General features: G+C 41.9%; 10 protein-coding genes. 4 read left to right on the top strand and 6 right to left on the bottom strand.

The features are described 5' to 3' along the window. The first annotated feature begins 117 nt into the window (after positions 1-117). Positions 118-3,318, top strand: coding sequence for an AsmA-like C-terminal region-containing protein (locus tag GVT53_RS15745; RefSeq protein WP_166249447.1), 3,201 nt, complete (start codon positions 118-120; stop codon positions 3,316-3,318). Between the two features lie 129 nt (positions 3,319-3,447). On the opposite strand, the gene GVT53_RS15750 is transcribed toward GVT53_RS15745, so the two are convergent. The 6 genes from GVT53_RS15750 to GVT53_RS15775 all read right to left on the bottom strand — a co-directional run bounded on the left by GVT53_RS15750 (position 3,448) and on the right by GVT53_RS15775 (position 13,084). Continuing rightward, positions 3,448-3,726, bottom strand: coding sequence for a F0F1 ATP synthase subunit delta/epsilon (locus GVT53_RS15750; protein ID WP_166249448.1), 279 nt, complete (start codon positions 3,724-3,726; stop codon positions 3,448-3,450). A 73-nt stretch (positions 3,727-3,799) separates the two neighbouring features. Next, positions 3,800-5,308: a F0F1 ATP synthase subunit beta gene (gene atpD / locus GVT53_RS15755; RefSeq protein WP_166249449.1), complete on the bottom strand. Its 1,509-nt coding sequence runs from the start codon at positions 5,306-5,308 to the stop codon at positions 3,800-3,802. A gap of 162 nt (positions 5,309-5,470) precedes the next feature. Then, positions 5,471-8,275, bottom strand: coding sequence for a TonB-dependent receptor (locus tag GVT53_RS15760; RefSeq protein ID WP_166249450.1), 2,805 nt, complete (start codon positions 8,273-8,275; stop codon positions 5,471-5,473). A gap of 207 nt (positions 8,276-8,482) precedes the next feature. Beyond that, the gene (gene glmS / locus GVT53_RS15765) at positions 8,483-10,330 is read right to left on the bottom strand and encodes a glutamine--fructose-6-phosphate transaminase (isomerizing) (RefSeq protein WP_166249451.1); all 1,848 of its coding nucleotides are present in this window, start codon (positions 10,328-10,330) and stop codon (positions 8,483-8,485) included. A gap of 127 nt (positions 10,331-10,457) precedes the next feature. Next, positions 10,458-12,269 (bottom strand): DUF4270 domain-containing protein, encoded by a 1,812-nt coding sequence (locus GVT53_RS15770; RefSeq protein WP_166249452.1) that lies wholly within the window; start codon positions 12,267-12,269, stop codon positions 10,458-10,460. Positions 12,270-12,274: 5 nt separating this feature from the next. Further along, complete coding sequence (locus GVT53_RS15775; RefSeq protein WP_166249453.1) at positions 12,275-13,084, bottom strand: glycogen/starch synthase; 810 nt, start codon at positions 13,082-13,084, stop codon at positions 12,275-12,277. Positions 13,085-13,186: 102 nt separating this feature from the next. Between GVT53_RS15775 and panC the strand changes: the two genes are divergently transcribed. From panC to GVT53_RS15790, 3 genes are read left to right on the top strand one after another with little or no spacing between them, the layout of a single operon-like run. Continuing rightward, on the top strand, positions 13,187-14,035 hold the full coding sequence (panC, locus tag GVT53_RS15780) for a pantoate--beta-alanine ligase (protein ID WP_166249454.1): 849 nt from the start codon (positions 13,187-13,189) through the stop codon (positions 14,033-14,035). A 12-nt stretch (positions 14,036-14,047) separates the two neighbouring features. After that, a complete protein-coding gene (gene panD / locus GVT53_RS15785) occupies positions 14,048-14,398 on the top strand; it encodes an aspartate 1-decarboxylase (RefSeq protein ID WP_108245838.1) in 351 nt (116 codons plus the stop codon). A 3-nt stretch (positions 14,399-14,401) separates the two neighbouring features. After that, a complete protein-coding gene (locus tag GVT53_RS15790; protein ID WP_166249455.1) occupies positions 14,402-15,367 on the top strand; it encodes a lysylphosphatidylglycerol synthase transmembrane domain-containing protein in 966 nt (321 codons plus the stop codon). Positions 15,368-15,376 lie beyond the last annotated feature (9 nt).

Genomic DNA, 15,376 nt, shown 5'->3' on the forward strand with positions numbered 1-15,376 from the left:
ACACTCAATCTAAATTTTTTTAGAGAACAAACATCCTCAACCTTTACTTATTGACCCCTAAGCTATTATCGGTCACAGTTTAAATTTGAATGTTGGTTTATAACTTTATTAAAGACCATGAAACTCATATTCTTAAAAAAGCGAAAGTTCTGGTGGCGGTTCGTTGCTATTACGTTCGTTTTACCTATATCTCTTTTTGGGACGCTGTTGTTTTATATCCATAATGCACAAAAAGATATCATAGCAGATGAAATAAGCGCTCTCAACCAACAACACAAAGGACTCATTGTGTTAGCAGATTCCAAATTATCCCTCTTCGGCAACTTTCCGTACATCTCAATGAAATTATACGATTTACAAATTTATGAGAGTAAAGCGGATAATGCACCTCTGATCATCAATATTGACAACCTCTATGTTGGCTTGAACCTTTGGGACATTACAAAAGGTAAATACGACATTCAGTCACTGCGAGCCAAAGAAGGAACCTTCAATATGGTGCTTCATAAAGATGGGACCAACAATCTCCAAAACGCACTCAAGGGCACTGGGGAAACCGAAGAAGATGAACCTTTCAACTTCCACCTTAAAAAAATCAAACTACAAAATCTAGACATCCATAAATTGGACGAAGCCACCAATATGGATATTGAGACCTTTATCCACGAGGCAAATGGCGGATTCAAATTGAGTGAAGATTCCATTACGGCACATGTTGAAACGAATTTTCAATTGAATGTCTTTGACAATGGAAAACAAACATATGTGCATCACAAAAATTTTGAGCTTAGCACCGATATTTCATTTAATAAAAACACAGGAATACTTGATATAAAGCCTTCCCGAATTACCATGGAGCATGGTGATTTTGAACTTGATGGCTCCCTTGATACCAGGAACGACATGAACATTGACCTTAGGATCAAAGGGTCCAAACCAAACTTTGATATGTTCATCGCCTTTGCACCAGAAAATCTCATCCCTGTCTTGGAACGTTACAAAAATCAAGGGAAAATATATCTTAACGGAGTAGTACAAGGACCGCTAAAAGATGGGAGAATGCCCTTTATTGAAGCTGACTTCGGCGCAAGCGAGGCCTATTTGGAAAACACCAAAGAAAGAAAACGCATCAATCAAATGGGCTTCAATGGGCACTTCACAAATGGAGAGGCCCGTAGTATGAAAACTATGAAGTTTACACTTGCCAATATGAATGCCAAGTTGGAGTCCGGAAATTTTTCAGGTTCTATTATGGTCGAAAATTTTGAAGAACCCGAAGTGGACATGCAATTGGATGTAGATTTCAATTTAGCGTTCATGACCAAGTTTTTAAATATTACCGATATCGAGAATGCATCAGGGAATGTATCGCTAAAGATGAATTTTCATGACATTATTGATTTGGACAACCCCGAAAATGCTCTTAGCGACTTGAACAAGGCCTATTTCAGTGAGCTTAAAGTTTCCAACCTCAGTATTGCTTCATCGGATATGCCAGCACCCTTGGAACAGCTTGATATGCAACTTTTAATGAACGGCAAACAAGCTACATTGGACACCTTCAATATAAAAATGGGCAAATCAGACCTTTCCATAACAGGATATGTGTCAGACCTTCCCGCAATTTTCCACCATACAGAAACACCTGTGAACGTACACTTGGATATTCAATCGAATGTTTTGGACCTCGCCGAGTTGACACGGTATTCAACAACGGAAAAGAAAGGTGTAAATGAACAGATAACCGATTTAAGCGCGGGGTTCTCTTTTATTGCTTCTGCCAAAGACTTTACCGAATCCCAATATTTGCCCAAAGGAGAATTTTTTGTGGATAGTTTGTATGCGAAACTCAAACACTACCCTCATCAACTACATGATTTTCATGCAGACATCCTTATAGATGACAAAGACTTGAAAATAGTGGATTTTATGGGCCAGATTGACGATTCCGACTTTCACTTGAATGGATTGGCCCATGATTATAGGTTCTGGATGAAGGATACGCTAAATGGAAATGTGGATTTAGAAATCACCTTGGCCTCGGATTTACTTCGTTTGGAAGACATATTTTCCTATAAGGGCGAAAATTATGTTCCTGAACAATATCGTCACGAAGAGTTTGAAAAATTGACCTTGCACGTGAATTCTAGAATGCATTACAAAGATTCTGCTTTACATTCCATAGACCTAGACATGGATAGGCTTGACACCAAAATGCACCTTCACCCTATGCGATTTCAGGATTTCAATGGTAGAATACATTATGAGGATAAACATCTTGTTGTTGAAAACCTACAAGGAAAGATTGGAAGAACTGTTTTTGACCTTAACCTGAATTATTATCTAGGAGAAGACCAAAGCATTAAAAAGCGTGATAACAGTTTTGCATTGAACGCGAACTATATTGATTATGATCAACTTTTTAGTTTCAACGCAAAACCTTCAACACCAAAAAATGCCTTGGAAATTGATTCTAGCAATGTGACGGAGCACGAGAAAGCTTTCAATATTTACGAACTGCCCTTTACCGATATGCAATTTGATATCCAGGTGGACCATTTTATTCGTAATCGTATCGATTTCAAGAATATAAATGCCCGTTTACGCACAACACAAAATCATTATGTGTATGTGGACACCCTTAGCATGGATGCTGCTGGCGGACATTTAAATATGTCAGGTTACTTTAATGGTAGTGACCCTAAGCACATTTATCTAAGCCCTAATTTAACCCTTACAAGGGTAGATATAGACCAATTGTTGTTCAAATTTGAGAACTTCGGACAAGATCATTTGGTGTCAGAAAATTTGCATGGAAAGGTTTCTTCCCAAATCAAGGGAAAAATAAGAGTTTATCCTGACTTGGTGCCCAATTTGGACGAATCAGAAATACATATGGCCGTTGAGGTATTAAATGGTCGGTTGGTGAATTATAAACCAATGTCGATGCTATCGGACTATATGGGTGACAAAAATCTAGAAAATGTTCGATTTGACACCCTTCAAAACCGTTTGGACATTGTCAACGGAAAAATGAACATCCCCAAGATGACCGTTGAATCCACTTTAGGACATATGGAACTTTCCGGTAGCCAAGATTTGGAACACAATATTGAATACTATTTTAAGATTCCGTGGAAAACCGTTAAGAGAGCAGCGGTCTATAAGTTATTTGGAAATAAAAAGAACAAAGATTCCATTCCCACAGATGATAAGATCATTGAGGTTGACCCCAATAAAAAAATACGATATCTGAATCTAAAGATTCATGGAAACATTAATGACTATAAAATATCTTTGGGAAAAGATAAATCGTAAAAAGAGCTCCTAACAGATGGATGTCCAAAAACGGCTAATTATACACCAAGGATATCTAAATATCATGGTCTTCCAATAAAAAAGCCGCTCCTAGGAGCGGCTTTTTTATTTTGAATCGGTTCATTTACCCTAGTCGGCCAAAACAATCACTTTGTTGTCTTTCATTTCGACCGTGCCACTTGAGATGGCCAAGATAGTTTCTCCATTGCTTCCTTTGGAAAATTTGTTGGCAAAGGCTTCATCAATGGTGATATTGCCCTTTACTTTTACTTTCCCTGCTTGCAAAAGAGACACGATAGGTGCGTGGTTCTCCAACATCTGAAATTCTCCATTTACTCCCGGTACGGTAACGGAGGATACCTCGCCTGAGAATAAAGTAGCTTCGGGTGATACTATTTCTAAATACATGTTATCTAGTTATGAGTTTTTAGTTATGAGTTATGAGTTACTCTGAACTCCACACTCTTAACTCTTAACTGGTTTACGCTTCCGCCAACATTTTCTCTCCAGCCTCGATAGCCTCTTCGATAGTTCCTTTAAGATTGAACGCAGATTCTGGCAGGTGATCCAATTCACCGTTCATGATCATGTTAAATCCTTTGATGGTCTCTTTAATATCGACCAATACCCCTGGAATACCAGTAAACTGCTCAGCTACGTGGAAGGGTTGGGACAAGAAACGCTGTACCCGTCTTGCTCGACCTACCGCCAATTTATCTTCTTCGGAAAGTTCTTCCATACCCAAGATGGCGATAATATCCTGAAGCTCTTTGTAACGTTGCAACAACTCTTTTACACGTTGCGCACAGTCGTAGTGCTCCTTACCCAAAATCTCAGGAGTCAAAATCCTAGAAGTTGAATCCAAAGGATCCACAGCAGGATAGATACCCAACTCGGCAATTTTACGGGAAAGTACGGTAGTCGCATCCAAGTGAGCAAATGTTGTCGCCGGTGCAGGATCCGTTAAGTCATCCGCAGGAACGTAGACCGCCTGTACCGATGTAATGGAACCTCTTTTTGTTGATGTAATCCTTTCCTGCATGGCACCCATTTCTGTTGCCAATGTAGGTTGGTAACCCACGGCAGATGGCATACGACCCAAAAGTGCGGATACCTCGGAACCTGCTTGGGTGAAACGGAAAATGTTATCTACGAAGAAAAGTACGTCCTTTCCTTGGCCTTCTCCAGAACCATCACGGAAGTACTCAGCAATGGTCAAACCGGACAATGCCACACGGGCACGTGCTCCCGGTGGTTCGTTCATCTGTCCGAACACGAAGGTAGCTTTGGACTCCTTCATCGCTTTTTTATCTACTTTGGACAAATCCCATCCTCCTTGTTCCATGGAGTGCAAGAAATCGTCGCCATATTTTATAATACCGGACTCCAACATCTCACGAAGCAAATCGTTTCCTTCACGGGTACGCTCTCCAACACCTGCGAACACGGACAAACCACCGTGGCCTTTTGCAATGTTGTTGATCAACTCCTGAATCAATACGGTCTTACCTACCCCGGCACCACCGAACAATCCAATCTTACCACCCTTTGCGTAAGGCTCGATAAGGTCGATTACCTTGATACCTGTAAAAAGTACTTCAGTGGAAGTGGAAAGGTCTTCGAATTTTGGTGCTTCACGGTGAATTGGAAGTCCATTGTCTCCAGTTTTAGGCAGTTCCTCCAAACCATCGATGGCATCACCGATCACATTGAAAAGACGTCCGTAAACATCCTCCCCGATCGGCATTTGAATCGGGTTACCGGTAGCTACTACCTCAACTCCCCTACTCAATCCATCGGTAGAGTCCATAGAAATGGTTCTTACGGTATTTTCACCAATATGTGATTGTACTTCCAAAACCAATCTTGAGCCATCAGCTTTAGCGATTTCAAGAGAGTCATAAATTCTTGGGATCTCTACCCCTGATTCAAACTCAACATCAATGACCGGGCCTATAATTTGGGCAACCTTACCTGTTACTTTAGACATTAGTATGTTTATTTATAATTGAATACGCGGAAATTGACCGCTGTTTTTTCGGCTGCAAAGATATGCTTTTACATTTTTATTCAGAAACCGATTTCAGCTTTTTTTTAAAGAAAAAAGGCGCTGGAAATTCCAACGCCTTCAGTTTTGCTTTTTTACTGTCAATTAAGGATTTATGGTCCAGGACAAATAGTAAATGGAACCTATGAATCCTGTACCGATTGCAGTGTAGTACTCATCGCCCAACAGATTAGATCCTCCCAGTTTGAAAATAGATTTAATGGATGGTACGGAGTAGTTGACCTGAGCATCCAAAACGGTATATGCCGGAATATCGCCATCTGCAAAAGAGGCTTCCCAGAAGTAACTATCACTCCAGCGGTAGTTTACGTTGAAACCAAAATTTTTGAAAAGTGCCGCATTACCAAATGAGGCTTTTACCTTGTGCTTTGGTGTGTTAAAATTGGTCCTAAGGTCGGGATATCTACCTTCATCAATATCCAATTCGGCAAAGGTATAGTTTACACCCAAATCAAAGTTTCCAAGTTTGGTATCCACTCCAAGAGTAGCTCCGTAGGAATTGATATCTGCTTCGGAATTGGTGTACGTTTGGTATGCTTGAACATCTCCATTCTGAAGTGCGGACAATGACAAACTTCCATCACCCACGGTACCATAAAGAGGCACAATGGTAACTTCATTTCCTATGAAATTGGAATAACTGTTATAGTATCCGCTCAAATCAATGGTAAACCTACCCACTTGGGCCCTATACCCGGCCTCGAAAGCAATGATTTCCTCTGGCTGAACAAGACTGGGGTTCGCTTCTTCCAAAACTGAAGGGTCTCCAGTTGCCTGAAATTGACCAATCGAACTCTGTGTGAAAGCATTCTCGTAGGCGGCACGTCCCGTAATCTCAACCGTTGCAGGTTGTCCAGCATCCTGTCCTGGTTGACTAACCCCCAGAGTTCGCACGTCTCTATCCAAGTTATCGGGTGCAGAACCTACCAAAATGGCTCGTCCAGCATCCAATCCAATAAACAAATCTTGAGTGGTCGGGTTACGGAAACCTTGCTGTACGGAAACCCTAAGGTTATGATTTCTTTCCTCACCCAAAGTATAAGCGAAAGATACTCTTGGTGAAAGGAAGCCATCAAAAAATTCATTTTTATCGTAACGTGCCGATCCTGTGAATTTTAAACGGTCGTCCAAAAATTTCTTCTGTACTTGGAGATAGGCTCCGTATTCGTTGTATGTGATGGGACCATCGATATCCGTGAAGATGGTTCCTTGGGAATTCAATTCATACTCCCTGAAAGAACCTCCTACTTGAATGTCGGCCCAATCATCGATCAAGTGGGCAATATTGTAGTTACCGTTCACATGACGGAATTTTGTTTTGTCAATGAACTTTGCACCTGTGGTCAAATCTCCGTCGTTGATCACCTTATTAAAGGCACTCTCAAACTCCGGTGTGCCGGGAATCAATCTCCCTTCATCAGCGACCTCTCTGGCTGCTGCATGAGCTTGGACAGAAGCCTCTTCACGAGGAGTCCCCTGTTGGAAAAGTCCTAAAAACGTTGGTATATAAGTTCCTATATAATCACCAAACCATGACCTCTCTGCTGGGTTATTTGGGTTTGGTGTGTCACGCTTCCAGGCTCTATTTACGTTAATAGCTGCAAAACGGGTATCGTAGGCATCCCCTGAATTTTCGGAGACAATATAACCCCTAATAAAGAAGTTGTCATTTTTGATTTCCAAACGGTGCTGCTGCATGGTAAATCCAGCTACTGCATAACGGTTGGCCCCTTGATAAATGGTGGTACCTCTACCGATCCTACTGTTAAGAATCACTTCCAAATCATCCGCAAAGGGCCTGTAATGCAAGGCAAAGTCAGCCTTAACACTTTCAGCATTATAGTTGGCTAAATCCGCTTCATCATACCCTGTTCTTGAAACTACTGCAGAACCAATGGTTCCACTTGGCAAATCAGCAAAATCATCAAAATTTATTAAATCAGACACCTCATCACCATATACATTCAACCCATCGTATCCTGGATTGGAGCGGTCAGCACCTGGGTTGTTCAAATCCATCCGACTATTGGCGTGCCAATCTTCCCCTGTCAAAACGGAGAGGTTGGCCTTTACCGCTATTTTATCACTAAAGGCATGGGCGGCACGCACACCAAAATCCTTATAAAAATTGCTTCCAGCAGCATCTTGGGTGGTTACCCCACCTTTGGCATAGGCACTTATCCCTTGAAAATCGAAAGGGTTTTTACTGGTCATGAACAAAATACCGTTAAACGCACCTGCTCCATATAATGCAGAAGAAGCTCCCGGCAAAATTTCCACGCTCTGTACATCCAGTTCGGACATACCTACCAAGTTACCCAAAACGAAGTTTAGACCGGGGGCGGTATTGTCCATACCATCCACCAACTGCAAAAATCGGTTGTTGGCAAAAGTGGCAAAACCCCTGGTGTTTATGGACTGGAACGTTAAACTGTTGGTGTTGATGTCCACTCCCTTCAAATTTTGAAGTCCTCCATAAAAAGATTCTGCAGTGGTATTCTTGATTTCCTTTAGACCAAACCGTTCAACCGATACGGGTGATTCAAAAATACGCTCGGGCGTTCTTGAAGCTGAAATCACAATCTCGTCCAACATGGTGTTGGCTTCCGAAAGGGTAATTGTAAGCGTTTGATTGTTTGACGTGACATTTGCTGTAAAATCCGAGAAACCAATACTGGAAAACTGAAGTTGAAATGGGGGTGCTTCATTGGTGTTAAAGGTAAAATTTCCATCAAAGTCCGTAGTGGTTCCTTCTGCTTTCCCTACCAAAACCACATTGGCGCCCGGTATGGGATCATTGTTTTCATCAACTACTTTTCCCTGTACTGTTGTTTGGCCATAGGTTACCAAACTCAAAAGCATTAGGGAAACAAACATAAGTTTTTTCATTTGCTATGGATTAGAGTTAATTTAGTTTATGTGCATGTTAAGTATCAATCGGGAAGATACATTTTTTTTTATTCCAATTATACAAATTTGAAAAAAATTATGCATGCATAATACTTTTTTGGCAAAAATTCCTGCTCAAATGTACGGTTTCAACAAAAAAGGCACTGTTTCCAGCGCCTTTTTGTTTTCTTTCAGATGTTTTGTGGTTTATTCTACCGTTACGGATTTTGCCAAATTTCTAGGCTGATCCACGTTACATCCCCTCATTACCGCTATATGGTACGATAAGAGTTGTAACGGTATGGTTGTGAGCAGTGGCGATAGACTCTCTGAAGTATCCGGGACCTCTATTACGTGGTCCGCCAACTCTTTTACGGTTTCATCCCCCTCGGTCACAACCGCAATGATCTTTCCTTTTCTGGATTTGATTTCCTGAATGTTACTTACCACTTTCTCGTAGTGTCCTTTTCTTGTTGCAATCACGACAACGGGCATTTGCTCATCGATAAGTGCGATGGGGCCATGTTTCATTTCTGCAGCAGGATACCCTTCGGCATGGATATAACTGATTTCCTTCAACTTTAACGCTCCCTCCAAGGCAACGGGGAAGTTATATCCCCTTCCCAAATACAAACAGTTTGATGAATCCTTATAGGTCTGGGATATTTCCTCTACCAAAGGATTGGACAACAATGCCTTTTCAACTTTTGCTGGAACAGCTTCCAATTCTGCCAAATATTCATGGAATTTGGATTGGGACAAGGTGCCTTTTTCTTGCGCCAATTTTAATGCGATCAAGGTTAGCACAGTAATCTGGGTCGTAAATGCCTTGGTGGAAGCTACGCCGATTTCGGGTCCTGCGTGAGTGTAGGCCCCGGCATGGGTCTCCCTTGCAATGGATGAACCTACCACGTTGCAGACTCCAAAAACAAATGCGCCCTTTTCTTTGGCCAATTTGATCGCTGCCAATGTATCGGCGGTTTCGCCGGATTGGGAAATGGCTATCAATACATCTTTTTCGGTTATAACCGGGTTACGGTACCTGAACTCTGAAGCATATTCTACCTCCACCGGTATCCTTGCCATGTCCTCAAAAATATACTCGGCCACCAAACCAGCGTGCCAAGAAGTTCCACAGGCAACTATTATAATCCTATTGGCGTTAAGGAATTTTTCAAGATTTTGGTCTATGCCGGCCATTTTAATGATTCCCTTATCCGCCAACAAACGTCCACGGTATGTATCTTGTATGGCCTTGGGCTGCTCATAGATTTCCTTGAGCATGAAATGATCATAACCTCCTTTTTCAATTTCTTCGAGATTGAGCTGTAGTTCTAAAATGTTAGGATAGGCAATCGCATCGTCCTTAATCTTGCGCATTTTTATTTCCTTTCCTATTCTTACAATCGCCATTTCCTCGTCCTCAAGGTAAACGGCGTTGTTGGTAAATTCAATAAATGGTGAGGCATCCGAAGCGATAAAGTATTCATTATCACCGATTCCTATGGCCAACGGACTTCCCAATTTTGCCACTACGATTTCGTCGGGCTTATTTTTATCAAAAACGGCTATGGCATAGGCACCAACTACTTGGTTCAATGCGATCTGTACCGCTTTCCCCAGTTTTACCCCTTCCTTTTTCTTAACTTCCTCTATCAAGTTGACAAGCACCTCGGTATCGGTATCGGAGTGAAAGGTGTACCCCCGTTTTATAAGTGCCTGTTTTATGGATTCATAGTTTTCTATAATCCCGTTGTGGATGATTACCAATTCTCCTGAGTTGGAATAATGAGGATGGGAGTTTACGTCATTTGGGACCCCATGGGTGGCCCATCTTGTATGACCCAGTCCCAACTTTCCTTTGGTAGGGATAGTAGTTTCGGCCTTGGTTTTTAAATCCTCGACCTTCCCCTTTGTTTTGGCCAAATGGATGTTCTCTCCATCAAAAAGGGTAACCCCGGCACTATCGTACCCTCTATATTCAAGTCTTTGCAAGCCTTTAATAATTATGGGGTAAGCGTCTCTATGACCAATGTAACCAACTATTCCACACATAAGCTTTTTTTTTAGTTAATAACCATTTGGGGGTTAGTCATCAAAATTAAAAGGTATACATTAAAATTGGATATCCTGATTAGTTAAAACGATGAACGTTCAAAAAACCACGGTAAATTTATCCTATTTAGTTGGCCTCGGTGTAGAAGATTTCCAATTTCAGTTTTTTATCCTCAAGCTCGCTGGGCACATTGCTCCCATACAGAACAGTGCCCAATGGGCTCACCGTAGCTGCTACGGGATAATCGATTCCCTGCATATCACTTCCAATTGCTTCCCGAAGTCCAATAATGTTTATATTGGGTGTTAAAGTTAACCCTAACTTGGCATTGGTTGAATCCCGAACTATAATGTTATTGATATGTTCCGTGATACGGATTTTATATTTTACTCCCCGATTATTTTCTTGCTCCAATATACCACCATGATTCAGGAAATATTGTAACGGGTTTGGCCCTGAATTGCCATTAGGACTCTCGTTGGATGCATCGAAAAGGGGACGATTGGTCTCGGCATTGTACAAATAAAGTCGTAGTGGCTCTACAACCGTTTCGCCCACTGCTTCACGATCTACGTAGAACACCAAGTTTGCCTCATTGATCACCCAATTGTTCTGTTTTATCTGGTTGATTATTCCAGAGCCGCCGTTGGCCGTCTCGTCAAACAAACGAATTTCGGCCAATGTAGCACCTCCCTTTACATAAATTCTAGAGGCATTTTCGCCGTTGTCCATGGCATTTAAAGCTTCAGTCGGCAATATCTCGTTTTCAAAAACATTGACGGCATTCCCGGTTACTCCTGTTTGTTGCGAACTCTCCAAAAAATTCAGGACAAAGTCCTTTTCCGCCGTAACGGTTTCTTCTGCCTCGGCATCATAATCATCGTAAGTATAGGTAATGGTAATGTTCGCGCGGGTAAGATCCAACAAAAACATCAGCTCTTCCATATCACTGCCGGTCAAGTGAACGCCCCGTAGGAAATTCTTAAAGTTGGAATCGCTCAAAAGCTCGGACTGACCTTCTTTGTCCAAGATATTTTGTTGGAAAAAATCCGGGTTCAAGGGAATGCGGATACCTGGTGGTATTCTATCATCTACAAGGGTTTGAGACTCGTCCACATCTTCTGTATCGGGATCGTCTTCGGCCATTACAACTGTCTCAATATCATCAATTATCACGGTGTTTTGACCTGAAATGGTAAGCTCTTCACCAATAAAGCTAGAGAAATCCTGATTGGAATAATATTCTTGTGCTTCTTGGAAGTTTGAGTTCGGATCCAAATCCCTAAGAAAGTAATTGGATCTTGAGACCACCAAATCGAAGGTTTGGTTCCTGTCACCATAAATACTGTCCAAATCAAATCTGTTGGGATATATGTTCGGCGTAAAATTATCTTCCGTTCCATCCTCGTCAGGATCAAATGGGTTTGAACCTATTATTCGCTCTTGGTTATCGGAAACCCCATCACCGTCCAAATCAGAATTGGGATCATCGGCATCGTCGCCATTTTCGAACTCATCCGGCACACCGTCTCCATCCCTGTCGGGTGAGGGGGCGGTTAAAAAAGGAATGTTCAGATATACTTCCTTTACCGTTTCATTTTCTTGGTCGTTATCCGGGTCATCCTCATCTGCCTGCGAGATATCACCAAATGTTGGGGAGGTGGTCGATAACTGCAACTGGGATATGATGCTTGCCTTTCTTTGCCCATAAATGGGGTCATTGAAAGTTCCTAGTTGGTATAGGGGCAATCTATTGGTCTGTACAGCAGTGATTCCCTTGTTAAAGGCAAAAACATCGTATGCTACTTTACCTGTGGTAAAAGGTTCTCCTCCAATTACACCTTCACCTATGGTATCAAGTTCCTCTTCACAAGAGACTATTAGTAAAAACAAAGTTCCAACCAGCGCCGAAACCTTGAAAATATTGGAAAATCTCATTCAATCTATTTTAAAACCTCTGTATTATAGAAATTTGTGTATGCCTCTTCGGCTTCCTGAAGGGAAACGTACGGCAATACGGGCACGGAAAGATTGTCGATATGGCTTTTTAGGTCATCGGACAAATCATCCGCGGCTAAAATAACGGCATCGGAATGATCTACGGCAACCTTTAACAAATTATTATACTCGGGCGTGGACAGCGCCGAAATTTCTTTTTTGTCTATACCGTCAAAAGCGATTTTATCGATCATTGTTGCATCCAACTCCCCTTCAAAATCCTTACCATATACGGAGGTAACAATTCTACTCTCGGAGAACAATGGCTCATCGGCATAATATTTTCTCAGGTAAAGCGGCACCATGGAAGCCATCCAACCATGTACGTGGATAATATCCGGGGACCAGTTTAATTTTTTCACCGTTTCCACAACTCCTTTCGCGAAGAAAATGGCGCGCTCATCATTATCGGGGAACAAATTTCCATCAGAATCGGCAAATGTGGCCTTCCTTTTAAAATATTCGTCGTTATCTATAAAGTAGACTTGTATTCTTTCCTTGGGTATGGAAGCCACCTTTATGATCAAGGGCATATCCATGTCGTTGATCACCAGGTTCATCCCCGATAAACGTATTACCTCATGTAATTGATGCCTCCTTTCGTTGATGTTTCCGTACCTTGGCATAAAAATGCGGATCTGGCCACCATTGCTGTTCACCATTCTTGGTGCTTCATACGACATTAAGGAAACTGGATTCTCTGGGAGGTAGGGAACTAATTCAGAAGATACAAACAATACCTTTTTACCATTCATAAACGCTTTCTTTTGTTTATCCGAAAAACATAGCTGCAAAAGTACAAAAATTATGCTGATTAGCTGTATTTATAGTATTTTTGCACCCTTTTGTACCTGTATATGAAGATATTCGACCTTAAAAAAGAACTGAACGCCTTTACCCAAGAGCAGCGAAAAAAAGACTGTAGCATTGGTCTTGTACCCACCATGGGTGCGCTTCACACGGGTCATATCTCCTTGGTAAAAAAAGCACTTTCGGAAAACGACTTGGTGGTAGTGAGCATTTTTGTGAACCCTACCCAGTTCGACAAAAAAGATGATCTGGATAAATACCCTAGAACATTCGAGAAAGATATTGAGCTTTTGAAACAGGTTTCGGACAATATTGTGGTATTTGCCCCCACCGTTGATGAAATTTACGGGGAAAACGTTACTTCCCAATCTTACGAGTTCGATGGGTTGGACAAAGTAATGGAAGGGGAGTTCCGAACTGGACATTTTGACGGTGTAGGCACCATTGTGGAACTTTTTCTAAGGACCGTGGCTCCCGATAGAGCTTATTTTGGCGAAAAAGATTTTCAGCAGTTACAGATTATCCGAAAAATGGCCGAAATAAAAAATTTGCCTTTTCAAATTATTGGCTGCCCCATTGAACGTGAACCGAACGGTCTTGCCATGAGCTCCCGAAACGAAAGACTGTCAAAAGAAACCCGTGAAGAGGCCGGTTTTATTCACACTACGCTGCAAACTGCCAAAGCCGATTTTGGCACGAAAAGTGCAATAAGTATTGTGGATTGGGTAAAGTCAGAGTTTGACCAACACCCTTTGTTTGACCTCGAATATTTTGAAATCGCTGACGAGAACACATTGACCCCAGCCTTAAAAATTCAGGACAACCAAAAATATAGGGCATTTATCGCCGTTTACGCAGACGGTGTTCGCTTAATTGATAATCTAAGATTGAATTGATAATTTTGCACCATGCAAGTAGAAGTCGTAAAATCTAAAATACACCGAGTAAAAGTTACCGGGGCAGACCTTAACTATATAGGTAGCATCACCATAGACGAAGATCTTATGGATGCCGCCAATATTATTAGGGGCGAAAAAGTGCAGATCGTGAACAACAACAACGGTGAACGATTGGAAACTTATGCCATCCCAGGACCGAGAAACTCCGGGGAACTAACATTGAACGGTGCCGCAGCCAGAAAGGTGGCCGTGGGAGACGTATTGATCCTGATCACCTACGCTTGGATGGATATCGAAGAGGCAAAAACATTTAATCCAGCATTGGTTTTCCCCAATGAGGAAACCAATCTACTCCAATAAATTTTGGGCAGATCCCTCAAAAAATTCCTTAAAATATTCGTGCCCATTGCCTTCGGGCTGTTTTTGGTTTGGTACTCCTACAATTCCACCACGCCAGAGGAAAGAAAGCAAATCATTCATTATATTTCCAATGCCAGCCCATTATGGGTGACCATTTCCATTATTATTGGAATATTGAGCCACATTTCACGGGCCATTCGATGGAAATACCTTTTGGAACCCTTGGGGTATCGCCCCAAAACCGTCAACACCATATTTATTGTCCTCATTTCCTATTTTGCCAACTTGGGAATACCCCGTTCAGGTGAAATTTTAAGGGCCACCGCACTCACCACTTACGAGAAGGTCCCTTTTGAAAAAGGATTTGGGACCATAGTTACCGAAAGAGTAATCGATTTGTTAATGCTTTTGACCATAATCATGGTCACTTTAATGCTTCAAACCGATTTTATTCTCGGTTTTATGGAAGAAAGAGGCGTGAATATCATAGGCGCCATCGGAATACTGCTTGTGGGTATTGTCGGACTCTTTTTGGGATCGTACATCATCCGAAAATCCAAATCGCCCTTGGCCATCAAACTCAAGGGATTCCTCAACGGTCTAAAAGAAGGCGTGCTCAGCCTCTTCAAAATGAAAAACAAGTGGCCATTTATTTTCCACACTTTGTTTATCTGGGCAGCCTATTTTGGCATGTTCTGGGTCATAAAATACACCGTGGAAGAAACCATTCCCCTATCCCTTGGCGAATTGTTGGTCGCCTTTGTGGCCGGAGCCTTCGCCATGTCCACAACCAATGGCGGAATAGGTCTTTACCCTATTGCAGTAAGTGCTGCACTGAGCATTTATGGCATCAGCTCCGTTTCCGGGGACGCATTTGGGTGGATCATGTGGATCGCCCAGACGTTTATGGTCGTAGTTTTCGGTACAATATCCTTCCTAGTATTGCCGTTATTGAATAGAAATCGGTAAACCCCGACC

Source organism: Flagellimonas oceani, from assembly GCF_011068285.1.
GTDB lineage: Bacteria > Bacteroidota > Bacteroidia > Flavobacteriales > Flavobacteriaceae > Flagellimonas > Flagellimonas oceani.

Excerpts from the sequence above, each read along its gene's own strand:
- GVT53_RS15745 (WP_166249447.1), top strand. The coding sequence starts at position 118 with ATGAAACTCATATTCTTAAAAAAGCGAAAGTTCTGGTGGCGGTTCGTT.
- GVT53_RS15750 (WP_166249448.1), bottom strand. The coding sequence starts at position 3,726 with ATGTATTTAGAAATAGTATCACCCGAAGCTACTTTATTCTCAGGCGAG.
- atpD (WP_166249449.1), bottom strand. The coding sequence starts at position 5,308 with ATGTCTAAAGTAACAGGTAAGGTTGCCCAAATTATAGGCCCGGTCATT.
- GVT53_RS15760 (WP_166249450.1), bottom strand. The coding sequence starts at position 8,275 with ATGAAAAAACTTATGTTTGTTTCCCTAATGCTTTTGAGTTTGGTAACC.
- glmS (WP_166249451.1), bottom strand. The coding sequence starts at position 10,330 with ATGTGTGGAATAGTTGGTTACATTGGTCATAGAGACGCTTACCCCATA.
- GVT53_RS15770 (WP_166249452.1), bottom strand. The coding sequence starts at position 12,269 with ATGAGATTTTCCAATATTTTCAAGGTTTCGGCGCTGGTTGGAACTTTG.
- GVT53_RS15775 (WP_166249453.1), bottom strand. The coding sequence starts at position 13,084 with ATGAATGGTAAAAAGGTATTGTTTGTATCTTCTGAATTAGTTCCCTAC.
- panC (WP_166249454.1), top strand. The coding sequence starts at position 13,187 with ATGAAGATATTCGACCTTAAAAAAGAACTGAACGCCTTTACCCAAGAG.
- panD (WP_108245838.1), top strand. The coding sequence starts at position 14,048 with ATGCAAGTAGAAGTCGTAAAATCTAAAATACACCGAGTAAAAGTTACC.